This is a genomic window from Staphylococcus gallinarum, from assembly GCF_000875895.1.
Classification (GTDB): Bacteria; Bacillota; Bacilli; order Staphylococcales; family Staphylococcaceae; genus Staphylococcus; species Staphylococcus gallinarum.
In genome coordinates this window covers 1-26,412 of the sequence record NZ_JXCF01000035.1, presented here as the reverse complement: position 1 = coordinate 26,412, position 26,412 = coordinate 1, and the positions used below count along the sequence as shown (strand labels likewise).

The 26,412-nt window shown below is 35.7% G+C and carries 17 protein-coding genes, 1 tRNA gene, 1 rRNA gene, 1 other RNA gene and 2 pseudogenes; 5 read left to right on the top strand and 17 right to left on the bottom strand.

The features are described 5' to 3' along the window. The 12 genes and pseudogenes from SH09_RS12250 to gltB all read right to left on the bottom strand — a co-directional run. A 16S ribosomal RNA gene (locus tag SH09_RS12250) occupies positions 1 to 118 on the bottom strand; the annotation flags it as partial. A 536-nt stretch (positions 119 to 654) separates the two neighbouring features. Beyond that, on the bottom strand, positions 655 to 1,251 hold the full coding sequence (gene recR / locus SH09_RS12245) for a recombination mediator RecR (protein ID WP_042739942.1): 597 nt from the start codon (positions 1,249 to 1,251) through the stop codon (positions 655 to 657). 4 nt (positions 1,252 to 1,255) lie between these two features. Continuing rightward, complete coding sequence (locus tag SH09_RS12240; RefSeq protein WP_002484224.1) at positions 1,256 to 1,573, bottom strand: YbaB/EbfC family nucleoid-associated protein; 318 nt, start codon at positions 1,571 to 1,573, stop codon at positions 1,256 to 1,258. 87 nt (positions 1,574 to 1,660) lie between these two features. Further along, complete coding sequence (gene dnaX / locus SH09_RS12235; protein ID WP_042739941.1) at positions 1,661 to 3,394, bottom strand: DNA polymerase III subunit gamma/tau; 1,734 nt, start codon at positions 3,392 to 3,394, stop codon at positions 1,661 to 1,663. 59 nt (positions 3,395 to 3,453) lie between these two features. Continuing rightward, complete coding sequence (locus SH09_RS12230; protein ID WP_042739940.1) at positions 3,454 to 3,984, bottom strand: GNAT family N-acetyltransferase; 531 nt, start codon at positions 3,982 to 3,984, stop codon at positions 3,454 to 3,456. A 180-nt stretch (positions 3,985 to 4,164) separates the two neighbouring features. Then, positions 4,165 to 4,433, bottom strand: an RNA gene (gene ffs, locus SH09_RS15920) — signal recognition particle sRNA large type. A gap of 122 nt (positions 4,434 to 4,555) precedes the next feature. After that, positions 4,556 to 5,275 (bottom strand): trehalose operon repressor, encoded by a 720-nt coding sequence (treR, locus tag SH09_RS12225; protein ID WP_042739939.1) that lies wholly within the window; start codon positions 5,273 to 5,275, stop codon positions 4,556 to 4,558. 29 nt (positions 5,276 to 5,304) lie between these two features. Continuing rightward, positions 5,305 to 6,939: an alpha,alpha-phosphotrehalase gene (treC, locus tag SH09_RS12220; protein WP_042739938.1), complete on the bottom strand. Its 1,635-nt coding sequence runs from the start codon at positions 6,937 to 6,939 to the stop codon at positions 5,305 to 5,307. Between the two features lie 79 nt (positions 6,940 to 7,018). Next, positions 7,019 to 8,447 (bottom strand): annotated as a pseudogene (gene treP, locus SH09_RS12215) (PTS system trehalose-specific EIIBC component). A 375-nt stretch (positions 8,448 to 8,822) separates the two neighbouring features. Continuing rightward, positions 8,823 to 8,915, bottom strand: a tRNA-Ser gene (locus SH09_RS12210). Positions 8,916 to 8,974: 59 nt separating this feature from the next. Beyond that, positions 8,975 to 10,438: a glutamate synthase subunit beta gene (locus SH09_RS12205; RefSeq protein ID WP_042739937.1), complete on the bottom strand. Its 1,464-nt coding sequence runs from the start codon at positions 10,436 to 10,438 to the stop codon at positions 8,975 to 8,977. A 20-nt stretch (positions 10,439 to 10,458) separates the two neighbouring features. Next, on the bottom strand, positions 10,459 to 14,958 hold the full coding sequence (gene gltB / locus SH09_RS12200; RefSeq protein ID WP_042739936.1) for a glutamate synthase large subunit: 4,500 nt from the start codon (positions 14,956 to 14,958) through the stop codon (positions 10,459 to 10,461). Positions 14,959 to 15,099: 141 nt separating this feature from the next. Between gltB and gltC the strand changes: the two genes are divergently transcribed. From gltC to SH09_RS12185, 3 genes are all read left to right on the top strand, one after another. Then, positions 15,100 to 15,987 (top strand): glutamate biosynthesis transcriptional regulator GltC, encoded by an 888-nt coding sequence (gene gltC, locus SH09_RS12195; protein ID WP_042739935.1) that lies wholly within the window; start codon positions 15,100 to 15,102, stop codon positions 15,985 to 15,987. 97 nt (positions 15,988 to 16,084) lie between these two features. Then, a complete protein-coding gene (locus SH09_RS12190) occupies positions 16,085 to 17,194 on the top strand; it encodes a YibE/F family protein (protein WP_042739934.1) in 1,110 nt (369 codons plus the stop codon). Then, positions 17,194 to 17,970 carry a YibE/F family protein gene (locus SH09_RS12185; protein ID WP_042739933.1) on the top strand — a complete coding sequence of 259 codons (777 nt, stop codon included), beginning with the start codon at positions 17,194 to 17,196 and terminating at the stop codon, positions 17,968 to 17,970. Before SH09_RS12190 ends, SH09_RS12185 begins: the two co-directional genes overlap by 1 nt. Before the next feature lie 180 nt (positions 17,971 to 18,150). Here the strand turns inward: SH09_RS12185 and SH09_RS12180 are convergent, their stop codons facing one another. From SH09_RS12180 to SH09_RS17370, 3 genes and pseudogenes are all read right to left on the bottom strand, one after another. Continuing rightward, positions 18,151 to 19,425: an ammonium transporter gene (locus SH09_RS12180; protein WP_042739932.1), complete on the bottom strand. Its 1,275-nt coding sequence runs from the start codon at positions 19,423 to 19,425 to the stop codon at positions 18,151 to 18,153. 108 nt (positions 19,426 to 19,533) lie between these two features. After that, positions 19,534 to 20,064, bottom strand: a complete 531-nt coding sequence (locus tag SH09_RS17375; protein WP_306669275.1) for a GNAT family N-acetyltransferase — start codon at positions 20,062 to 20,064, stop codon at positions 19,534 to 19,536. Beyond that, positions 20,053 to 20,418: pseudogene (locus SH09_RS17370) on the bottom strand (NUDIX hydrolase); the annotation flags it as partial. The pseudogene SH09_RS17370 and the gene SH09_RS17375, both read right to left, overlap by 12 nt. A gap of 194 nt (positions 20,419 to 20,612) precedes the next feature. On the opposite strand from SH09_RS17370, the gene SH09_RS12170 reads away from it, so the two are divergent. Next, positions 20,613 to 20,885, top strand: a complete 273-nt coding sequence (locus SH09_RS12170) for a hypothetical protein (RefSeq protein WP_042739930.1) — start codon at positions 20,613 to 20,615, stop codon at positions 20,883 to 20,885. Positions 20,886 to 20,994: 109 nt separating this feature from the next. On the opposite strand, the gene SH09_RS12165 is transcribed toward SH09_RS12170, so the two are convergent. Further along, positions 20,995 to 21,987 (bottom strand): LysM peptidoglycan-binding domain-containing protein, encoded by a 993-nt coding sequence (locus tag SH09_RS12165; RefSeq protein ID WP_042739929.1) that lies wholly within the window; start codon positions 21,985 to 21,987, stop codon positions 20,995 to 20,997. A gap of 440 nt (positions 21,988 to 22,427) precedes the next feature. Here SH09_RS12165 and ilvD point away from each other — a divergent pair, with 440 nt between their 5' ends. Then, positions 22,428 to 24,116 (top strand): dihydroxy-acid dehydratase, encoded by a 1,689-nt coding sequence (ilvD, locus tag SH09_RS12160; protein ID WP_042739928.1) that lies wholly within the window; start codon positions 22,428 to 22,430, stop codon positions 24,114 to 24,116. 870 nt (positions 24,117 to 24,986) lie between these two features. Here the strand turns inward: ilvD and lip are convergent. Next, positions 24,987 to 26,412: YSIRK-targeted triacylglycerol lipase (gene lip / locus SH09_RS12155; RefSeq protein WP_042739927.1), on the bottom strand; the 1,426-nt coding region annotated here is incomplete at its 5' end.

Genomic DNA, 26,412 nt, shown 5'->3' with positions numbered 1-26,412 from the left:
TTACTCACCCGTCCGCCGCTAACGTCAAAGGAGCAAGCTCCTTATCTGTTCGCTCGACTTGCATGTATTAGGCACGCCGCCAGCGTTCATCCTGAGCCAGGATCAAACTCTCCATAAAAATTTATGATGTTTGATTAGCTCATAAAATACTAATTTGTGTTATCATTAACACGTTTTTTGAACCAACGATTATCGTTGTGTTCGGAATTAACGTTGACATATTGCGATTCAGTTTTCAATGTTCATTTCTTTAACACAAGAATTAATTTTACAGGTTTCAACTCGAAAAGTCAACAACTTTTTAAAATTAATTTTTTTGTTTGTTTAAAGCATTTTGTTTGTTTATGTCGTTTGCTTCGTCCGACAAGTAAATACTATACACGCTTATCAACACTTTAACAACGCTAAAAATTACACTATTTCTATTGTTAACAAATCTTTCCAACTCAATACACGAACTTTATAACCTTTTTGCACACCCAAGTTCTTATTATGATACATTAATCCCTCTAAATCTCACTACAATTATAGAAAACGCACTATAAAACAAACTTTAATTTATTTTACATTTTTTTAACTTTCTTAATAAAAAAATAGAACTACCTATAAAGGTAGTTCTATTTTAGTTTAGTAACCTTGTCTTAACACTATTACTTACATTTCAGTTCTTCCCATTATTGCTTTGGATAGTGTTACCTCATCTGCATATTCTAAATCTCCCCCAACTGAAAGACCTTGCGCCAATCTAGTAACAGTAATGCCAATCGGTTTAACTAGACGAGAGATATACATTGCTGTCGATTCACCTTCCAAGTTAGGATTCATTGCTAGAATCAATTCTTTTACTTCATCATTTTTTAAACGTTCTATTAATGATGGAATGTTAATATCTTCTGGACCAATGCCATCCATAGGTGATATCGAACCATGCAATACATGATATAGTCCTTTATACTCTCGCATTTTCTCCATTGCAATAACATCTTTATCATCTTCTACCACACAAATAACCGAACGATCTCTATGTTTATCTTCACATATATAACATGGATCATTTTCTGTAATGTGACCACAAACACTACAATAACTAAGCTCTCGCTTTACATCAACTAAGGCTTTAGCAAATTGTACTACGTCATCTTCTTTCATATCTAATACATGAAACGCCAGACGTTGAGCCGTCTTCGGTCCAATGCCTGGCAGTTTCATGAAACTATCAATGAGTTTAGAAATTGGTTCTGGATAATGCATATTATCACATACCTGGAATGTTTAAGCCTTGCGTATGCTTACCTAAACGTTCTTGTGTAAGTTCATCAGCTTTATTCATCGCTTCATTAGTTGCAGCAATTACAAGATCTTGTAACATTTCGATATCATCTGGATCTACAGCTTCTTCTTTGATTTCTACATCTAATACTTCTTTATGACCAGAAACAGTTACTGTTACCATTCCGCCACCAGCTGTACCTTGTACTTTTTCTTCTTTTAATTTTTCTTGTTCTTCGCCCATTTTCTTTTGCATTTTTTGCATTTGTTTCATCATTTGTTGCATATTTCCGCCACCGCGCATAATATATCCTCCTTAAATCTTCTATATAAAGTCATTAATTATTTGCTTTTATTTTATTATACATACCTTTTTAATCATTGTCATGTATCACTCTTCATCTAATACATTCACTGTACTTTCACCGAAAAGGTCTTTCGCTTTTTGAACGACGTCTACAGTTTCACTTTCCTTCTGCTGCGATGTATTGTGTTCTTCGCTTCCTTCTTGAGTATTACCAACACTTGTACCTTTTCTATTTTGAATGTATTCCGTTCTCACTCTCATCCATTGATCGGCAGGTACGCCTACGACTTTTACCGTCTTATCTATTATCTTACATACTACATTTTCTATATTTGTACGTTTTTCATCATCTTTATTTACAATTTCGCAATGAATTTCCTCTTCTAACTTAATTAGCACATGCGTTTCACTCGCAGCAACAGGTTCTGAGTTTTGCAATAAGCTAACTAATGATTTCATATCATTTGTTTTAGCGTGATCCACTACTTCATTCCAGTGATCTTTCAACAATTTAATATCGTCTTTATTAGCTTTGTCTAACACTTTGGCTATCTGTTGCATTGAAAAAGCATTCTTATTTTGGTTATTCCTGCTATTCGCTGATCTTTTAGTTTGCTGTTGTGGTGCTCCACTTACGGATACACCTTGCGCCTTTATTGCTTTAAGTTCATTTTCAAGTTGTTCCATTCTTTGCAGTAACACATCATTGTTGGGTTCTGCTGCCACACTTGTTGTAGCAATTGTTTGTACATGCTCTGGTTGTGCTTTTATCATTTCAGCAATTTTTACCAATAGTACTTCAAAGTGCACATTCTGGTTTACACTGAATCGAATTGATACAAGCGTGTCATTTATAACATCTATCATTTTATACAATGTATCTAAATCATAATGTAAAAGTGCGTCATGTGCGCCTTCTTGATTCGAAGTCTTATTCATAATTGTATCTCTCACAAAGTAAATCATATCATTAATCAACCTATTGACTTCTTTACCTTCTGAAACAAATTGATGGTATGTCGCAAATGCAGACTTCACATCTCCACTTGCTATTTCTTTAAACAAATCATTAAGTGCACTCGCATCTACGCTCCCAGTCACATTCAGTGCATCTTGCAATGTAAGATGGTCGTCTCCGAATGCAATCGCTTGATCCATGATACTCAACGCATCCCTCATACCACCTTCAGAGGCTTTTGCAATAAATTCCAGCGCTGCATCATCATATTCTATAGATTGTGATTGTGCCACAAATTTTAGTCGTTCAACAATTTCATCATGCCCAATCGCTTTAAAATCAAATCGCTGTGCCCTAGAAATAATTGTTGGAGGTATCTTATGTGGTTCTGTTGTCGCTAAGATAAATATTGCATGTGCTGGTGGCTCTTCTAATGTTTTTAATAATGCATTAAATGCACCTGTAGTTAACATATGCACTTCATCAATAATATAAACTTTGAATTTTGATTCACTAGGGGCATATTTAACTTTATCTCTTATATTTCTTATTTCATCTACACCATTATTACTCGCAGCATCAATTTCAATAACATCTGAATTTGTACCTCGCGTAATACCTTTACAAATCGCACATTCATTGCAAGGCTCTCCATCAGAACGTTCTAAACAATTAATCGCTTTCGCAAATACTTTAGCGATACTCGTCTTTCCTGTTCCTCTCGGCCCACTAAAAATATAGGCATGCGATTGTTTGTTTTTTGATATCGCATTGCGCAACGTCTTTGTTACGTGTTCCTGTCCGACAACATCTTCAAAGCTTTGCGGACGAAACATTCTATATAATGCTTGATAATTCACTTTCGCACCTCCAATAGCGTTCAACAGTTATTATACATTTTATTTCGGCATTGTGAATATCAATTAAATGATTCAGGATAGACCACGGTACCTACAGGTCTATCTATAAGTTGATCCCACAAAAATTTCACCATAAAGTATTCGGATGGTACGTCAAAAGGACTATCAATGTCGTAATCTTTTGCTTCCTCATACCCAAATTTACCATAGTAATTTGGGTCGCCCAGCACAACAATCGTTGTATAGTCTAATGCTTTTACACGTTCCTCTACTGCTTGAATCAACGCTTTTCCCAAACCTTTGTTACGATATTCTGGCAATACAGACAATGGTGCAAGGGCTAAGGCAGTATATGTTGTATCATCACTTACAATCTTCACTTCTGACAACATTATATGTCCTACAACGTCTCCATTTTCATTTTTCGCGACAACTTCTAATTCATAATTATATTCTGGAGCTTCTCTTAATCTCACTACTAATTCTTGTTCGTCATGATTCGATTCAACCACATCTTCAAACGCTGCCTTTATCGCCTGTAAACTCGTGTCATAATCATTTTCTGTTAAAGAACTCAAATAAATTTGCATTGGCGCCTCCTCTTAGCTATACCATAAATAAATTGCTTCAATAACACCTTTAATCTTCATTCACAAACTATTCCTTATAATAACAAACTATTTATTATATTTTAATATAAAAAAAGAGCGACTGCTATCAAAAGACAAGTCACTCACTCTATATGTAAATCATTATATTAATAATTAAAGCCGTGCACCTTCGCTTCGAGTGTGTATCATAAACGTTACCGAAGTCGACAGCTAAATCTCGGCAACCCTACGGCACATATGATGATCCACTTAATGCTGCTTCCGTCAGGACCTGACATGATTCATGGGTTCATATTGCATAGGACCGAAATCTTCAAACACTACGTGCTTCGGGCTGCTTCACAAAAACACAGCCTCAGCAAAGGAATTAAGTCTCGCATAAAGCGGATTTCGAGTACAGGGAACCGCTACCTCCCCACCTAGCACGGCAAAATATATCATACTATAATCAGACACTGAAATGCAAGTATAAGCTTTCATTCATTATATTATTTTTATTTCAACTATTTTCTTATTTAATATGAAGTGCATTAAACACATCCATTACAGCTTAATGCCTTCTCGAAAAGTCATTGAATTTAAAGTCAGTAGCTAAATGTCTAGAGATATTATACTGGAATTTAGTTGTATCCTCTAAATGAACTATCCCTCTCACTGTTGCAGTATAAGGTGCAACATCATCCCCGAATATATCGTATTCTAATGTTCCAAACGGCTCAAAAGTGATAGATTTATTCGAATAACTTATAACTAAATTCAACTCATTTTCAATATAAGCATATAATGATTGTTGTGCAATCGACTCAGTAATGCCCGGAATAATATCTTTAACAAAGTAATCTTCATCAATAATTTTCACTTGATTATTTATACTTCTTGTACGAATTAAATGCCACAACCTCGTCGTACCACTAATTTCTAAAGCTGACTTAACATAAGGAACCTCATTCGCTGTTATACTTTCCAGCACTTCAACAGTCGTTTCATGTTGTAAACCTAAACCCTGTTGCACTTCACTAAAACTAATAAGGTCAGAAAAAGGAAATTCAGTTAATCCTTGATATATCACTACAGATCCTTTGCCGCGAATTTTTTGTATCATCCCATCACGTACTAATAGATTCAGTGCTTTACGTACGGTTTCTCGTGATGATTGATACTGTTCTACCAATTCATTCTCTGACGGTAATTGAGCACCGTACACTAAATTTGATTCCAAGATGTCTTTACGAAGCGTTTCATATATCGTAATAAATTTTTTCTGTACCATTGTCGTCCACTCTCTTACCTTTTTTAATATTACTGTTGTATCACAATAGAACCAAACCCGGTAATCTGATTACCAGTTATTGTACCGTTAGTAATCATCACTTCTCCTTCTAAATTGATATCTGCAGGTATTTCACATGATTCTTTAGAAAAATTAGCAATAATTAACCACGTTTCTTCATTATAGTGACGTTTATAAATAAATAGTTTATCGTGCTCCATATGCAAAGGCTCAATACTGCCATAAGTCACAATGTCGTGTTCATGTCTTAATTGTATTAACTTTCTATACGTATGCAACACTGAATTCTCATCATTTATGGCAGTTTCTACATTAATGCTACGATAATTTTCAGGGATATCAATCCACGGTTGTCCAGTTGTAAATCCTGCATTTTCTAAATTTGACCATTGTACTGGCGTTCTAGAGTTATCTCGTGATTTTTGACCTAATATTTCAAGTATTTCACTTTCTTCAAATCCACGTTCTTTCATATTATCATATGCGTTTAGCGACTCAACATCTCTATATTGATTAATATCATTAAAATGAGGATCGGTCATACCAATTTCTTCACCTTGATAAATATATGGTGTTCCTTGTAACATATGCAAGACCGTTGCTAGCATCTTGGCACTTTCTTGATGATTGTGCGGTGTCGAGTCGTCACCAAATCTAGAAACAACTCTAGGTTGATCATGATTGCACCAGAATATAGCATTCCAACCATTCCCATCATATATACCAAGTTGCCACTCCATTAAAATTTCTTTCAATTTATGAAAGTTTAACTTTGCATTCGTCCATTTTTCACCATTTACATAATCTACTTTCAAGTGATGGAAGTTAAATACACTGCTCAATTCTTGACGTTCAGGGTTAGAGTACTTAATACAATCTTCAATAGTTGTAGAAGACATTTCCCCGACAGTCATCATCTCTCGATTACCGAAAGTATGCTGGTTCATTTCATGTAAATATTCATGTACACGCGGTCCATCAGTATAAAATTCCTTACCAATATATTGCGAATCTTTAAATTCACCTTTAGAAATTAAGTTTATGACATCAAATCTAAAGCCATCAACACCAAAGTCTATCCAATAATTTATAACGTCATATAGTGCCTTTCTTACTTCCGGATTATCCCAATTTAAATCTGCTTGCGTCACATCGAACAGATGTAAATAGTATGATTCTGTTTTAGGATCATATTTCCAGGCATTTCCCCCAAATTTAGATTCCCAGTTTGTCGGCGGTTTATTGTCTGCAGAGCGTCTAAAGAAATAATAATCTCTATATGGACTTTCTTGATCTTCATAGGCTTTTTTAAACCATTCGTGATCTGTAGAAGTATGATTGATTACAATATCCATCATGATTTTCAAGTTACGTTGATGCGCTTTTGCAATGAGTGACTTTAAATCTTCAATTGTCCCAAATCGCTCATTGATCTTATAGTAATTACTTATATCGTATCCGTTATCATTCATCGGAGACTCATACACTGGCGTTAGCCATAAATAATCGACCCCTAAATATTGTAAGTAGTCTAACTTTTCTATAATGCCTTGAATATCTCCTTCACCACTACCCGTTGTATCATTAAAAGACTTCGGATAAATTTGATAGACGACTGATTTTCTCCAATCATTTTGTTCCATATTTAAAACCACCTTAAGTTATTATTTGAAAAAAACTCGCTAATATCATTTAGCGAGTTTAATTGTTGGCTGTCACGCCCTATTCATCGACAAGTTCTTTCGTTTCTTCTTTACTAAATCTTGATAAAAAGACTGTAAGTATAAATGGTACACATATCGCTATAATGATACAAATACCATATACTAACCAATATTCTTTTTGTATAGAAATAATTGCCGGTACACCTCCGACACCTACATTACCTAGCACTCTATTAGCGCCTATAAACGCACCCAATACACCTGATGTAATGATAGATGCAATAAATGGATATTTTAATGGCAAGTTCACACCAAACATCGCTGGTTCTGTCACTCCTAAGAAACCAGATATACCTGAAGTCATTGCTAAACCTTGTTCCTTGCCCATTTTTCTTTTTTTATAAATATACCATGCACCAAATGCCGCAGAACCTTGACAGATATTCGAAATAGCAAGGATTGGCCATAAATACGTTCCTCCAAGTTCGCTTCCCATCAATTGGAAATCAACAGCCAAGAACATATGATGTAAACCAGTGATTACTAGCGGCGCGTAAAACAGACCATAAATCGCTCCGCCTAACCAACCTGCATGTTCAAAAACAAATGTCACACCGTTTGTGATTCCAGTTCCTAACCATAATGCAAGCGGCCCAATAATGATAAATGACAAGAACCCTGTTATTAATAATGCAACAGGCCCAACGACTAGCATTTTAATAGAATCATGCACTACTTTATTTAAGCCCTTTTCAATCTGCGCTAATACATAAGAAGCCAACAGTATCGGCAATACTTGTCCTTGATAATTCAATTGTTTAATTTCTAAACCGAAGATATGCCAAGTTGGTATATGACCTTTAGCGATATCATACTGTGACACAAGTTGCGGGTTCATCAATACTAATCCGAGTACCAAACCTAGAATTTGACTACCACCAAACACTCTCATACTACTCCACCCAATAAGTGCCGGTAGGAAGATAAATGCTGTGCTTGCAATCACATTTATAATATTAGAAAAGTCGCCAAGTTGCGGAAATTGTTCAACTAATGGTTTTGGACCAAACAAACCCTTCATCGTCAATAAGTTGTTTATTCCCATTAACAAACCTGCAGTAACGATTGCCGGCAAGATTGGTATAAAGATATCTCCCAACAATTTAATCAATCTTTGAACCGGGTTACCTTTTTTTAGCTGCTGCTGACTTTGCGTCTTCCTTCGAAGCTTCAGTCGTACCTGTTACTTCAACAAACTGTTTATATACTTCATCAACAGTTCCCGGACCAATAACAATTTGGTATTGATTGTCCGCCTTAAACTGCCCTTTAACTAAATCGTTGTTACTCAATCTATCTTTATCCACTTTATCATCATCTTTTAAGACTAATCTTAAGCGTGTGACACAATGCGTTGCTGTGTCCAAATTTTCTTTGCCCCCAACCGCTTCGACTATATCTTCTACATCTTTCTTTTTCACAGCCATGATGATCCACTCCCTTACATTTTGTAATTAACCAAAGTATAACTTGTCTATACAAGTTTTGTAAAGGCTTTCATTTGAAAATGTTTTACTTCTTAAAGTAACCTATTGTAAAACGATAACAATTTATAATGTATAAGCACTTTTTAAGCGCAACTGGAACCATCAAGCTTACGACACTTAATAAAAAACTCAAATGTAAATAATATGATTAACGATATCTTCGACTATAGAATGTAATGGCTTTAACATGGATAGTTCGTTTCATAGCCACGTTCAACCTGTTATACATCTTTCACTGCAGACAAAAAAGACCACCACTTAATACATATTAAGTGGTGGTCAAATCTATTTATTAGTCTTGGTTTTAAAAAACAATGGCGGAGGAAGAGGGATTCGAACCCCCGCGAGCCGTTAAGCCCCTGTCGGTTTTCAAGACCGATCCCTTCAGCCAGACTTGGGTATTCCTCCAAACGAACACAATAATTATAATATTATAGCCCGTCATAAAAGTCAAACATTTTTTTGTGTTACACCAGTGTTTTTTCTTTCAAATATTCATCAACTGAATTCGCTACAGCTCTACCCTCTTGAATCGCCCATACGACAAGGCTTTGACCTCTTCTTGCGTCACCAGCAGCAAAGATATGAGGTTGATTCGTTCTAAAATCTTTATTATCAGCAACGATTTTATTACGTTCAGTTTGAATATCAAACGCATGAGGAACTGTTGTTTCTGTACCAATAAAGCCAATAGATAATAATACTAAGTCAGCAGGCCAATGGCGTTCTGTCCCATCAACAACGACCATGCCTTCATCCGTTTCTTCTAAAATTTGAGTATATACACCTTTAATATTTCCAATGTGATCCACATCATAACGCATTGTTTGTACACCGTATGCACGTGGTTCAAAACCAAAGCGTGATTGATATTCTTTATGTGCATAATCCATTTTAAATACCGGCATTGCCAATGGCCAATACGTATTTTCATCAAATTCTATTTCTTCTGGTTGTTTTGTGTATTTGTTAAATTGAACAATTGACTTGCAATTTTCACGTAATGCAGTTGCAACACAGTCTGCCCCTGTATCACCGGCACCGATAACAATAACATTTTTGCCTTCAGCTGTGATTGTAGGTTCACTCAATTCACCATTCAATACTTGCATTTGTTCAGTCAAATAATCCATAGCAAAGTGAATACCTTGACCCATACGTCCTTCTAATGGTAAATCTCTTGCATTTTGCGATCCTGTACAAAGAATAATAGCATCGTGACGTTCATTTAATTCCTCTCTACTGATGTCGACACCAATTTCCGTATCAGTTACAAACTCAATACCTGAATCTTGCATAATTTTAATTCTACGACGAATCACATCTTTATCCAATTTCATATTTGGTATACCATACATCAATAGACCACCTGCTTCATGCGCACGTTCATAAACAGTTACATTGTAACCTAATTTATTCAACTCATCTGCAGCAGTCAAACCAGCTGGACCACTCCCAACAATTGCGACCGTTTCATTTTTTCGTTCAGTCGGAATTGTCGGTTGTACCCATCCATTTTCATAAGCTTCATCAATAATTGTTCTCTCAATACCTTTAATAGCTACAGATTCACGATTAATCTTCATGACACATGACTGCTCGCATGGAGCTGGACAAACACGCCCTGTAAATTCCGGAAAATTATTTGTTTCGCTCAAACGTTCATATGCCGTTTTAAAATCGTGTCTATACACGAGATCATTCCATTCAGGAATATAGTTACCAATAGGACAACCTATCGTCTCTCTACCAAACGGTTCACCTGTCTGACAAAATGGTGTGCCACAATCCATACAGCGCGCCCCTTGTTCAGCCGCTTCCTCATTGGTAAATCTTTGTTGAAAAGCTTCGTGATTATTTAAACGATCAACTAGTGACAATTCATGTAGTTGTTGTTTTTCATAATTCATAAATCCTTTGAATTCACCCATGATAAATCCCCCCTCTACGATTAATAAACGGCACTCAATTGTTGTTCTGATTCAATATGTGTGCGTTTGTCATTAAATGCTTTTAATAAAGCTTCATCTAATTGACTTGAATTACGTTTTTGTAAATCTATTTTTTGCATCATTAATTTGTAATCTTTAGGTATCACTTTTACAACTTTATCAGCAATATTATCAAAATCTGCTAATATCTCTTTCGCTTTGGTACTATCGGTATATTTAACATGTGCTTCTAGCATCTCTTTTAATACTGAGCGTTCTTCCTTTACCGTAATAGCATCGAAATCAAGCGTATCTAACTTATGTTCTTTCTTAAACTGTTTAACGTCTGATGGGAAGATATAACTTACGCCTCCACTCATACCTTGGCCAAAGTTCTTACCAACATCACCAAGGATCACAATACGTCCACCAGTCATATACTCTAAACCATGATCTCCTATGCCTTCGACAACTGCTTGGACACCACTATTACGAATACAGAAACGTTCTCCTGCTTTACCATTGATAAATGCTTTACCTTCAGAAGCACCATAGAAACAAACATTTCCGGCTATAATTTCTTGTTCGCGTTGTTTATTAGGTGCATTGATAATAATTTTACCGCCAGATAAGCCTTTACCTACATAGTCATTGGCATCACCAGTATGATGCACTGTAAAGCCTTTTGGTGTATATGCCGCTAAACTTTGACCAGCATGGCCAGTTGTTTTAGCATAAATAGAATCCTCAGGTAATCCTGCTGTACCATGCACTCTTGTTATTGCACTGCCCGTAATTACACCAACGTCACGCTGTTCATTATTTAATACATATTCACCTGTAAATGTGCCACCTTGCTCAATTGCCTCTTGCGCTTCAGGATATAGTCTCGTCATGTCTAGACTGACATCAAGATGATGATCTTGTTCAATTTTCTTAAAGCGATCACCTTCATGCTGATACAATAATGCTTCAACATCCATCGCCGCAGCTTTAGGTCGACGCGAAGCCAAGTTGCCTGTACGTTGTAACAAATCTGTTCTACCAATTAATTCTTCTACTGATTTCAAACCTAATTCTGCTAATATTTCTCTTAGCTCTTCAGCGATAAAGTGCATAAAGTTAACGACATGATCTGCACGACCATTATACAAAGCACGCAAGTCTTGGTTTTGTGTTGCTATACCTACTGGACATGTATCCTTATGGCACACGCGCATCATAATACAACCTAACACCACAAGTGGTGCCGTTGCGAAACCAAATTCTTCTGCACCAAGCGCACAAGCATAAGCAACATCTTTACCAGTCAGTAATTTACCGTCTGTTTCCACTTTCACTCTAGATCTTAAATCATTCATCATTAAAGTCTGATGCGTTTCAGCAAGACCAATTTCCCATGGCACCCCAGCATGTTGAATACTTGTTTTAGGTGAAGCACCTGTACCACCGTCATAGCCACTGATAACAATTTTATCGGCGTAGGCTTTTGCAACACCTGCAGCTATTGTGCCGACACCCGTTTTAGAAACAAGTTTCACTGTGATATTCGCTTCTTTATTCGCATTTTTCAAATCATGAATCAACTGAGCCAAATCTTCTATTGAATAAATATCATGGTGTGGTGGTGGTGAAATCAAACCAATACCAGGTGTTGACCCTCTGACTTCAGCAATCCAAGGATATACCTTTGTACCTGGCAACTGTCCACCTTCACCTGGCTTCGCACCTTGAGCTACTTTGATTTGTATTTCTTTTGCATGTTGTAAATAATCACTTGTAACACCGAATCTACCTGATGCAACTTGCTTGATGGCACTTGAATGATCGCGACCTTCTTCATCTATAGTATAGCGTTCTGGGTTTTCCCCACCTTCACCACTATTACTCTTACCACCCATACGATTCATAGCTTCTGCTAATGTTTGGTGTGCTTCTTCCGAAATAGAACCATAACTCATCGCTCCAGTGTTGAAACGCTTAACAATCTCACTTGCCGGTTCTACTTGACTAATATCAATTGGTTCTTGTGTCTTGAATTCCATTAAATGTCGGATATGGTCTGTACGTTTATGATTTACTTCAGTTGAAAATTGCTTGAATTTTGCATAGTCATTCGAGCGACAAGCATGTTGTAATAAATGAATTGAAGTCGGATTAAACGCGTGATGTTGACCTTGCTGACGCCATTGGAATGTACTGCCTGATACAATATATTCACTTTTCGGCGTTTGTCTCGCTTTATTCTCACGGTCTATCATATCTATTGAAATACCAGATAATTTAGATTGTGTTCCCGTAAAGTATTTATCTATTACTTCATCAGATAAACCAATAGCCTCAAAAATTTGAGCACCTTGGTAACTTTGCACTGTTGATATACCCATCTTAGCCATCACTTTAATGACACCTTCAGATAATGTATCCGTATAAGCTTGCACATTTTCAGCAACTTCACCATCGATACGTTTATTTAGCACTAATTGTTCTATCGTTCTTTGTGCTAAATAAGGTACGACTGCATTTGCCCCATAACCTAATAAGCAAGCAACATGATGCACTTCTCTTGTTTCACCTGATAAAGCAACCAAACTCGTACGCATACGTAAGCCTTCTCTTATTAACAACTGATGAATATGGCTAAGAGCTAACAGCATAGGCATTGCGTAGCCATCTTCAGACGCAAGTACTCTATCGTCTAGCACCAAGATTTCATTACCTTCTTGGACAGCATGAATTGCTTGTTCACCTAATTTTTCCAATGCTGTTTCAAGATCTTCACTATATATAGTAGATAAATGTTTCACATTAAATCTACTATTTTCAATCGTTGCTAATTGACTTTCAGTAATGACAGGTTTTTTCAGTTGAATTCTGTTCAAGACATCTTCATTTGGCTCTAATAAATTACCTTCACTACCAAGATAGCTCAACTCACTTGTTACTATTTTTTCACGATAAGCATCAATTGGTGGATTGGTAACCTGTGCAAAGAGTTGTTTAAAATAGTTAAACAACGTTTCGTCTTTTTCATTTAACACAGCTATCGGCACATCGTAGCCCATCGCACCGATTGGATCTTTCTTACTTTCTACCAATTCGGTCATGTATTTGTCCATTTCTTCCTTAGTGTAAACAAATTGCTTTTGTAATTTAGTTAATGTCTCTTCCGTCCAATCAGACGCTTCATATTTCACTTGATCTAATTTTAAATCTACGGAAAATTGCTCCAACCAACTTTCATACGGCAATTCATCTGCAATACGTGCCTTAAGTTCATTATTTTCAACGACTTTATTTTCTTTGAAGTCTACTAGTAATAACTTACCTGGATTTAATTGACCTTTAAAAGCAACATCTTCCTCCGGTACATCAATTACACCAACCTCTGATGAAAAGACGATATAGTTATCATTCGTAATTGTATAACGTCCTGGACGCAAACCATTTCGGTCAGTTAATGCACCAATTTTATCCCCGTTACAGAAAGAAATCATCGTCGGTCCATCCCAAGGCTCCATTAAATAACTATAGAACTCATAAAATGCACGTACATTCGCATCATTTGCCTTATTATATAACCATGGTTCTGGAATCATCAGCATAGCAGCACGTTCAGGTTCCATAGCTAATGATAAGAATTCTAATGCATTATCTACAATAGCAGAGTCACTACCATCTTCATCAACTATTTCTTTAACTTTATCTTTTTCAGCACCAAATACAGTTTCGATTAATTCGTTTTGTCTTGCTCTCATCCAATTGACGTTACCCTTAATCGTATTGATTTCACCATTGTGCATTAATAATCTATTTGGATGCGCACGTTTCCAACTTGGAAATGTATTAGTACTAAATCTAGAATGCACCAAACCTAACTTAGAAACATAAGCTTCATGATTTAAATCCAAGTATAATGCTTTAATTTGGTCTGAACGTAACCAACCTTTATAAACAATTGTTCTATTAGACAAACTAGTAAAATATAAATCCAAATCTTGTTGATTTGCATAATTTTCGATTTGTTTACGAGCTAAAAAAAGCATGCGTTCTACATGTGAAACATCATTTAAAGCAACGAATACTTGTTGAATATGCGGCATTGTTGCTGCAACGTGTGGTGCAATCGCCGTCACATCTACAGGCACATCTCTATAGCCAATTACTGATAAACCTTCCGCTTCAAAATGCGCATTAAATTGTGCTTCATGATTAGAACCGGCTATTTTTTCTTTAGCAAAAAACATACCTACTGCGTAATGACCTTCTGCTGGTAATTCTAAATCTGTATATTTTGAAAAGTAGTCATAAGGCACTTCAGTCATAATACCTGCCCCATCACCTGTAACGCCGTCAGCTCCAACACCGCCACGATGATCTAGTCTACGTAACATTTCTAATGATTTTTCAACGATATCATGATTTCTGTTATTATCCATATTGGCATAAAATCCTATACCACATGCATCATGTTCTTCACGACTATCATATAAGCCCAATTTTTTATTATATTCGAGCATGATGTTCACCTCTTTTACGAAAATTCTGAATATTAAATAAGTAAGTAAACTATATAGCAGTAAATTAATCTGTTCAATATATAAATTAGATGATATCATTCTAATTAATAGAACAATAGTTGATTAATGGGGGATTAAATATTGGAGATAAAGCAATTAAAGTACTTTATAGAAGTTGCCAAACGTGAACATTTATCTGAGGCAGCACTTGAATTAGATATCGCGCAATCAGCAATTAGTAGACAAATTACTCAGTTAGAAGAAGAATTGCAAGTTACATTATTTAAAAGAGAAGGTCGTAACATTTATCTCACAGATTCTGGCAAACAATTATTTTCAGAAGCCACGAAAATTATTGAACAATTAGATGAAACAAAACGCCTATTTCACGAACAGTCACGCTCAAACCACTATATAATTCGTATTGGCTATGTCGAAAGTTATATCTCTCAAGTATTAACTTTATTAATTCAATCATTTGAGAATAAAAGTGAATCCATTATCGAACCAATCTTAATGGAAGAAGGTGAAATCATTAGCTCCTTATTAACAGATCAAATCGATATTGGCTTTACGGATTTAACTAACGACGTCAAACAGAATCAACGCCTAAAGACTAATCCATTGTTCGAAGAGAACTATCATATCTACGCACCTAAAGATGACCCCATCACAATGGCAACCAATCCACCGTTAGTTCAATTCTCAACTAAATCAATTTACGAATTTTATCCATTACCAAACAATATTAGACAAACATTAAGCAATATAGTAGAAAAGCCAATCCGAACTGTAACACATCCGCAACTCGCTCAATATTTATTAAATCACGAACGTGGTTATATTATCACTGCGACGTATCATTTTTTAGAGCGTAACCCTAGCAAATGGGTTGATATACCATTGAATCACACCGAACTTAAACGTACAATTTGTAGCGTGATGCGTAAAGATAATCGAAAGAATGATATACAACTGATGCAATCGACGATCGAGCAATTGCTGAGTAGAAGTGCAACCTATCATTAAATTATTATAACGATTAATCAAACATATAAATCTTTGAATTCATTTTTTTACGGGCGTATAATCACATTGTCTATAGAGAGAGGATTGGAATACAACTATGAAGATGAATTCATTTTTTAAACACCCCTTCAACTGGGTTATCTTAGTGTTTTGTGTCATTTTCATCGGCTTATTTCTATTTACTTTTGTAAATGATAAATTCTACCACAATACAATTGGAGAAATTACGAAAGTGGAAAACAAATCAACTTCCAAAGTAACCGATGAACATCACAATCGTGATATCAAACACAAGCAATTATTGACGATTAAAATTTTAAACGGACAGTTCGAAGGTAAAACAGCAACCATTGAAAATACTTACATAGCTTCTCAAGCCGATAGCGAAGCATTTTCAAAACATAATAAAGTACTATTGCACATTGATAAACATCCAAACGATGCCTATATCACTGAGAAGAAACGCGACAGTCTCACAGTTGCAGTTACTGGCATCTTCTTGTTAACCGTATTGCTTGTTGGTAGAAAGATTGGTTTACAATCTTTAGTATCCTTAGTAATCAACTCTGGCGTAGTCATCTTAGCTATTATGATTCACAATCATTCACCTAATGTCAGTTTATTCTTATTAGTAAGCATCGGCATTATTATATCTACAACTTTGACATTACTACTGGTTACCGGATGGCAATGGCGAACCTTAATCACCATAGTCAGCACCTTGCTCGGTACTTTCATCTGTATTGGCATTACTCAGTTAGTTATCGAACTGACAGATGGCAAGGGCTTAAAATTTGAAACAATGAGCTTTTTAACCTTACCACCTAAAGAAGTATTTCTTTCTTCAGTTCTGATAGGTTCTCTAGGAGCAGTAATGGATGTCGCCATTACTATTGCAAGTGGCATGCATGAAATCTTGCGTCGAACACCTGATATCAGCATGACTAGATGGGCATTGGCTGGCCGAAATATAGGGCAAGATATTATGGGCACTATGACAAACATTCTATTATTTTCATATTTGTCAGGCAGCTTAGCAATGCTCCTCATTTATTTAAAAAATGGTAATACGATTACCTATACAATTTCTATGAACTGGTCATTAGAAATTTCGAGAGCGATCACAGGCGGAATTGGAATTGTCTTGACCATCCCAATAACCATTGTATTGATGCAATTATGGTTTAAACTGCGAGGTGCGAAGTAATGAGTGTCACTACAATTTTAGGTATTATATTATTGATTTTGATGTTGGTTTTCGGCGGTAAAAAAGGACTCGTATCTTATCTGACATTATTTTTAAATTTTGTCATTTTATTATTATCGATTATTATCATTATGTTTGGCGCACCCATTTATATCGTTACATTGGTTTTCTGTATCGTTATCGCTTGTTGTAATTTATTTGTACTCAATAGTTACAATACAAAAACAAAGGCTGCATTCTATGCCACGATCCTAACTACAGTGATATTAATCATCGGTATTTATCTTTCAGTTGCTATTGGCCATTTGCAAGGTTTCGCAACCGAACAACAAGATGAAACTTATATCTTTTCCATGAATATCGGTATTGATATGGTGAAATTTATGGTATTTACCATTGTGCTTGCCGTAATCGCAGTTGTTATCGACTTAGCCATAACTATTAGTTCTCCAATGTATGAGTTGAATAGAGCGAACCCTACACTCAGTCAAAGCGATTTATTCCATTCTGGTATGCGTGTAGGACGTGAAATATTAGCCACATCAGCAAATACAATTTATCTAGCATATTTTGGCGGACAACTGACATTGTTCTTTTGGTTCTTCAAACTAAATTATTCATTTGGACATATCATCAACTCAAAAATCTTTGTTCAAGAATTTATTTCAATCTTACTTGGTGGTATCGCTGTTGCAATCAGCATTCCTATCACTGCATGGTTATCTGCAATATTAATCAAGCAGCAACAACGCCATGAGCAAGAAAGTGAATCTTAATTATAATAAAAAATCGTCTCTCTAGCTTATTCCTTATGCTCGAGAGACGATTTTGTTCATGTTGTATTATTTTGTATTGTTCCGTCACCATACTCCCGTTATGATTCCCGTATTTATTTGAATGCGCTCGTTGTAATACTGTCCATTAGGTAGAATATTCCCTTTTTACATTTCATATATTTATGGTCGTCTATTAAACTTATTCAACTCTCCACTGAAATAATCCCGTTCTCCAAATTCACCACTAAAATATGCACGCTCTCCATGAACTACATAATCCAAGCCTTGAGCTTCTTCCACTTCATCTGTTCCTAAAGCACTAAATAGCCCGATTACTTTTGCAATAACAAATGTGAGTACACCACTAAATATAATCGTTACGACAACTGCAACAATTTGTACCCACACCGTTTCAATTCCCCCACCAAATGCCAAACCATTAGTCACACTTTCATTCACTTTATGTGATTGGAATACGCCCGTTAATATAGCGCCTACCACTCCGCCTATACCATGAATGCCAAATGCATCTAAAGCGTCATTATATTTCAATTTAACCTTTATATAATTAATTGCAAAGTAGCAACAAATTCCTCCAATAAGTGCGATAATAATTGCGCTCATATAGCCAACGAAGCCTGCAGCTGGCGTAATTGCTACCAAACCAGCTAACATTCCTGATAACATTCCAATTAAACTTGTTGTCTTTTTCATGATATGCTCCATTACAGACCAGCCAAGTGCACCTGCACTAGCAGCAATGACCGTATTCACAAACGATGTCATCGCAATACTATCAAATGTCAAAGCACTTCCTACATTAAATCCATACCAACCGACCCAAACAAGAATGGCACCTATCAGTGTAATGATTAGGTTATGTGGCGGACGTTTATCAAAGTTTTTCCCTGCACCTATCATAATCGCCAATACCAACCCAGATACACCTGATGTAATATGAACCACTGTACCACCTGCATAATCTATAGCACCTAATTCATCAATCCAACCGCCGCCCCAGACCCAATGAGCAACTGGACTATAAACTAAGATAACCCATAAAAATACAAATATTAAGTACGGAATAAACTTCATCTTTTCAGCAATAGACCCAGACAATATGGATACCGCAATCGTACAAAACATTAATTGAAATAACATAAATAATGCCAATGGTATATGCGGTGAAATATCTGCTTGTGTGTTAAAGCCAACATGTTGTAATCCTAAATATGTAACATCCCCTAGGATTCGATTTCCTGAACCAAACCCTAAACTAAAGCCAAGTATAATCCAAGCAAAAGTCACCACAACAATCGCCGACATACTTTGCATTACAGTATTCAAGACATTTTTCGATTGGACTAATCCACCATAAAACAAACTCAACCCAGGCGTCATCAACCAAACCAATAAAGTACATAAGAATAAAAACAGCGTATCATTTAGATTCAATTTACATCACTCCTTTGCAATGCATCATACCCCCAAATTAAAGCAATAGCAAAAATGCGTCATGTAAAATAACACTATGTGTTAGATTTCATGACGCACTTTAACGAATTATACTATTTTTTTCATCATATTATAGACTGGTCGCCCTTCTAATAAACTGTCACCTTCGTGTTCATAATTACAAGCAGCATATAATTTTCGAGCGATTTCATTATCATTATTAACAGTTAAATAAATAGATTTAACATGTGGGAAATAGCTACGTACATACCTTTCAAGTTCTTCTATTATGCATTTGGCATACCCCATACCTCGATATCTTACATCAATACTAAACGATCTAAAGAAGATGCTTTCAGCAACATTGCTTGAATACGGACGTACACCATCACCTTCGTGCAACGTAAAGAACCCCACACATTGCTGTTGCGCATTAAAAACCAAGGTTGGATGTCGCTCTGAATCTATTTGTGCAAGTCTAATATTTTCTATAGGCGTTTTTGTAAATTGATTGTCTTCAGCTTTTAATGTTATACCTTCAACCGCTTCATATAAATCTTCATTATACGGTATTAAAGCAATGCCACTTGGTGCCGCTGCAACATTGTTGCTTCCTCTAGAATAATCAATCCATTTCAATACTGCAGGTGCAATTTGATCTCGTGCCGAAACATCAATCCATTGCATATCAGTAATTTCTTGAGCAGGATTTAATTTCTCCCAATCTACATCTGCTATAAGTCTAAATAAGTTCAACTCTGTTTGCGTATTCGGCTGAGGATATGCATCACCTATAATCGTAGTCATATACTCTATATCAGTTTCTGCAAGCGTCATTTGTAATTCCTCTTGTATTTCTCTTTGCAATGCCTGAATATGTAATTCTCCAGGGTCGATCTTACCTCCCGGAAAATAATATTTTTCACGATGCCTAGCTTGCACTAGTAATAGTTGGTCATCCTGTTCTATGACTAAGCACACACATCTAATCATCACTTTACACTCCTTCATACATCCTAGGTTTATTAGACAAAGTATTTTTAAACAATTCTAGCTTATGTTATCATACTTCAATATTCACACGTAGCAAGTTTTTTAAAATAACCTTAATTATCAAACTTATTTTATAGCAAAAATGCTATAATATTGAGCGATACTTATTAATACAAACAATGGAGGCTTCTAGAATGGCTAAAAAAACTAAACTTAATCGTATTTCTAATACTGTCAATTTTGTTGGCGTAGCTGTCGAAGGATTTAATTGGTATGCATATCAATCTAAAAATAAAAAATTAATTTATGCGAGCATGGCAATTTCGAGCGTCAGTGCTGTACTTGATTTTTATACTGCCTTAAAATCACCGAAGAAATTCGCTAAACTATTTTCAGCATTTACTTTAACTAGCACATTATTCACAACTGCTAGACGTATTAAATCTCTACGTAAGCAAACATCTTAACTCTAAACAACTAAGTATTCGAGTGAGCATAACAATAAATAAGACTCCTAGCACTAAGTGAATACATCATTCACCTAGTAGTTAGGAGTCTTTCTTTAATATATAGTAATTAATGAATATACTTATAAGCGCTCACTTGTGAAGCAGGAATCGTTCTATACGTTTTAATACCTGGAGAAGCACTGTAATTCATTTCTGAAACTGTAATGCTGCCATCAGAATTTTTAGATTCTACAAAAGCAACATGACCATAATATCCAGCATCTGATTGTAATATTGAACCAACTGTCGCTTTATGATCTACTGTGTAACCATCAGCAGCAGAAGCAGTATCCCAATTATTTGCATTCCACCAATAAGTACTAATACCTTTACCAATTTCTGCTCTTCTGTTAAATACGTGCCAAGTACATTGACCCCAATCATACAAATTAGAATGGTTGAATATAGGGGTATTATAGCTAGTTGAACCTGATGTCGAACCTGAACTTGATGAACCGCTTGTAGCTGTACCCGAAACTTTCAATCTTTGTCCTGGATAAATATTATAATTCGATAAGTTATTTAAGCTCATTATTTTTTGATATGTTGTGCCATATTTTGCAGCAATTGCAGATAATGAGTCTCCTGATTTTACTGTATAATACGTTGTTGAACCACTTGTACTCGTTCCACCAGTGCTTCCTGTAGATGTTGACGTACTACCTGAAATCTTTAATGTCTGACCTGGGTATATGTTATAGTTTGATAAGTTGTTTAAACTCATTATTTTTTGATATGTTGTACCATACTTTGCAGCAATTGCAGATAATGAATCCCCTGATTTCACTGTATATGTAGTTCCTGATGAAGTACTTGTTGATGATGTACTTGAGCTTGTAGTCCCCGAAACTTTTAATGTTTGGTTAGGGAATATAACATTTGAAGATAAATTATTTAATGATTTCAATTTAGATACTGAAATATTAAACTTATTCGCTATTGACCAAAGTGAATCTCCGCTCTTCACCTTATAAGTTGTAGCAGCTTCTGCGTTTGACGTTGTAGCAACCGCAGCTAGCGCACTACTCCCAATTACCGTTGCAAGAATTTTTTTACGCACTAATTGTAAACCTCCCAATATATCTCTTTCATCTTGTGTACAATTTTTCACTACTTAATTATACAACTAGAAATTGTATTTTAGTATAAATTTTATATGACATTATTATTACAAAGATGAATTATTCTAAATTCACACTAAACATACACCACGATTAACTTTGTCTAAGTTTCATTTCAAAATATTACACTAATTTCATAGCATTTTGTAATATAATTCCGAATATCTTTATCACAATTTAATTTTCATCTTTAAATTCAATCATAAAAACCAATAATTTTACTATCGATTCTTTCATTTTCCTTTAATAAAAACAGATACGGGTAAAGAAATGTATAACATCAATAGAAAGTATAACAACTTGCATTATGTTTTTACTTATCTTAAAAATAATTAAACTTTTGCAGATATAACTCGAATCATTACTGGGGGGTAATTATTTGACTGAACAAAGTGCAAATAAAGATTTACGTATTAGAAGTAAAGCTATAAGTGAAGGTGTTAGTAGAACGCCAAATCGTTCATATTTACGGGCATTAGGCTTCGAAGATGAAGATTTCAATAAACCGATGATAGGCATTGCGAGTACATGGAGTGAAGTAACACCATGTAACATGCATATCGATAAGTTAGCACGCGCATCAAAGCAAGGTGTCAATGAATCGGATGCATCCGCACTTATTTTCAACACAATTACAGTGTCCGACGGTATCTCGATGGGTACAGATGGCATGCGTTTTTCATTACCAAGTCGTGAAATAATTGCAGATTCTATAGAAACGGTAATTAGCGCTGAAAACTTAGATGCTTTAGTTGCGATTGGTGGTTGCGATAAAAATATGCCTGGCTGTATGATAGGCATTGCGCGTTTGAATTTACCAGCCGTATTTGTTTACGGAGGCACCACTTTACCTGGAAAATTAGATGGCAAAGATGTAGATGCAGTATCCGCATTTGAAGGTGTGGGACAATATAATAACGGAGAAATTGACGATGCAGCACTGCATAAAGTAGAATGTGCAGCTTGTCCTGGTGCTGGATCTTGCGGCGGTATGTTCACTGCTAATACAATGGCATCTGCGATTGAAGCGATGGGTATGAGCTTACCTGGAAGTGCCTCGCATCCTGCTGTTTCTGCAAATAAAGCAAAGGACAGTCGCGCTGCAGGTAAAGCAGTTTACCGATTGTTAGAGCAAGGAATCTATCCAAAAGATATCATGACTAAAGAAGCATTCGAAAATGCTATAACAATTGTAATGGCGTTAGGAGGCTCAACCAACGCAATTCTACACTTACTTGCAATCGCACAATCAGCAGATGTTGATTTAACACTCGATGATTTCGAAAAGGTTCGTAAACGTGTGCCACATATTGCCGACTTACGTCCTAGCGGAAAGTATGTAATGGCGCATTTAGATGAAGTTGGCGGTATCCCAGCTGTAATGAAGTTACTTTACGACAAAGGCTTGATTCACGGTGATTGTATGACTGTTACAGGTAAAACAGTAGCAGAAAATTTAGCTGACCAAGAGCCATTAACGGACAATAAATCAATTATTGATTTCGACAATCCAAAATATCCAACCGGTCCACTTGTTATTTTAAAGGGTAACCTTGCTCCTGAAGGCGCTGTAGCAAAAATTTCTGGTTTAAGTGTCACATATATTAAAGGTCCTGCTCGTGTATTCGATTCTGAACCAGCTGCGACGAAAGCAATCTTAAATAATCAAATTAATGAAGGAGATGTTATCGTCATTCGTTATGCTGGTCCAAAAGGAGCACCTGGTATGCCTGAAATGTTATCTGCTTCATCAATATTAGTAGGAAAAGGATTAGGCGAATCTGTAGCATTGGTTACAGATGGTAGATTTTCTGGTGGTTCCCACGGCTTAGTTATCGGCCATGCCGCACCTGAGTCTCAAGTAGGTGGACCTATGGCATTACTTGAAGAAAATGACATCGTTACAATTGATGCCGAACGATTAGAAATCAGCTTTGATGTTAGCGAAGATGAACTCAAGCGCCGTCGCGAAAAATGGCAAGCACCACCACTGAAAGCAACTAAGGGCGCTCTAGCAAAATATGCTAAACTTGTCTCTTCTGCATCCAAAGGTGCTACAACAGAATAATTACCTTTATAATCAATATACTTTCAACATCACACATTAACTATCGCCTTCCAACGGTTGTAGTTAATGTGTTTTTTTATTAAATAAATTTAGAACAATACAGTTTTGAATTCAAAACTGTAAAAAAATGTAAATTTTATTCAATTTCGCATAAAATATCACAACTTAAGAAGTATGCAACACAATAAAACTCAATTATATTAGACTTAAGTTAACAAAGATAAAGAGGGGTGAAACAATAATGGAATTCATCATCGATATCATCAAAAAATTAATCGAAACTTTCTCTAAATAATTTATAGTTAATCATACTTAAATAGCTGAAACATTTTGTTTTTCGACTATGCAAGCGTCTGAGACATAAAGTTTTCGGACAAGTATAAGCAGGCAATTTCTATTGAAATAATACGGATTAATACCACGAGTATGTTGGCGAGACTCCTGAGGCTCCTGATGGAACAAGACAAGCTGAAGACTACAGCCTGAAGCTCTCCCCCTATGAAAGTGAGCCAACAATACTAGATATTGAATAAAATTGGTAGTAGATAATATTTCAAATATTTAATAATTGGTATGGCAACACTATAAAGTTAAATTTAGTAAGAAAATTTAAGCAGATGGTAATTAAACATCACAAATCATTTTAAAGTATGTTGGCGAGACTCCTGTGGGAACAGGACAAGCTGCTGCCCCCTAGGAAAGCGAGCCAACAATACGAAGATACCCAATAAAAATAGGGTAGCTGTGATTAGCTACCCTATTGATTATAATTATGAAAATAATGTCTTAAGTACATTAAATAATGAACCTAATAATTCGAAAATATCTCCAGTCATGTTAATCCCTCTTTCTTAATTTATACTTGTTATTTTAGGCGTCTAATTGTTCACTTCTTACTAATTCATCGGCGATACCGTGCCAGAATTGTTGTAATTCCACGCTATCGTGAGTTGGGTCAGTAGCATCTTGTCCAACAAAGTCAACGTGATCCCAACCATGTCTTACTGGTGTTACTTGCCAAACACCTTTTTGAATTTCATCAGTAGCATCAACATATGCTTGATTATTTGGATGTTGAGATGAAACAACAGATACAAGTCCATCATTTTCTCTCCATGACGTATTAGCTGTTTTACCAATGATATTACCAGTAAGCGTAAATGGTAAGAACATATTTAAATCAGATTTCTGACGCCCAAATAATGTCGGTCTTGTAGATTCACCTGTATATGTTTTATAGACAATATTTGGATTGAGAGAAGTATTAGCATTTAATTTTGCAGCACCTTCTGTACTTAAATCATATAAACCATTGTCTTGCGTTTTCCATAATTTACTATTTTGTACACGTTTAACGTAATCTAAATAAGATTCGCCCTCTTTTTGTTTTAATCCCCATTGATTTAGACCAAAATCAGAATGTGAATCTGTATTACCTTTAAATTTCACATAATCATAAACAACCTGTCTAATAAATGCTTCATTACCTAATTCATCTGACGCAACTGTTCCATTATGTGGTGTACCAAGCGTAGTAATCGAAGTAATCATATTATCATTGCCACCTTGATAAAGTGGTGAAATTTCACCACCGTGTTCTTTCTGGTAAGCAATTTCCTCTGGATTACCATTGCGCAGTAATTCTTCTAATTGTCTAACTGTTTGACCACCCATACTATGCGCTACCAAATGTACTTTTTGTCCTGGTTGCCAATCTTTGTAGACACCCTCATATGTTTTTCCGTAACGTTCGTGTCCATATTTTTCAGCGTGAGCAGCACCGTAATCTACTGTTCCACCTTTAATGTAATAATACAATTCAACAGCTCTGTCATAGTTACTACTCAACGCCCCAATACTTGCTTCATACGTTTCATAACCATTGTCTTGTAAGTCTTGTCTAATGTTTAGTTTATCTCCACCCCAATAATGTGAAAGGATTGGTGGATTTATATCATCTGTGAAACCGTTGAAACCATGCACTAAAATAATTGGATCATCATTCTTATATTGACCTTGTTTTGCTGTTTTAGTAGGTTGTTCATTTGTTTGTTCACTTGTTTGTTGTGTTTGTTTTGGTACAGTAGCTACTGCACTGTCTTTGAGTGCTTTTAGTGTTGAAGTAGAATCTTCATCTTTACTATTATCCTGTGAGCTATCTGTAGATTGTAATTCGCTTTGAAGTTGTTCAAGTGATACAGTATCATTTTGTTGACTGCTATCAACCTTTTCTGACACAACTTGTTGGTTATCTGCTTCCACGCCAGTATTATCTTGGGTCGCAACTATATCTTCA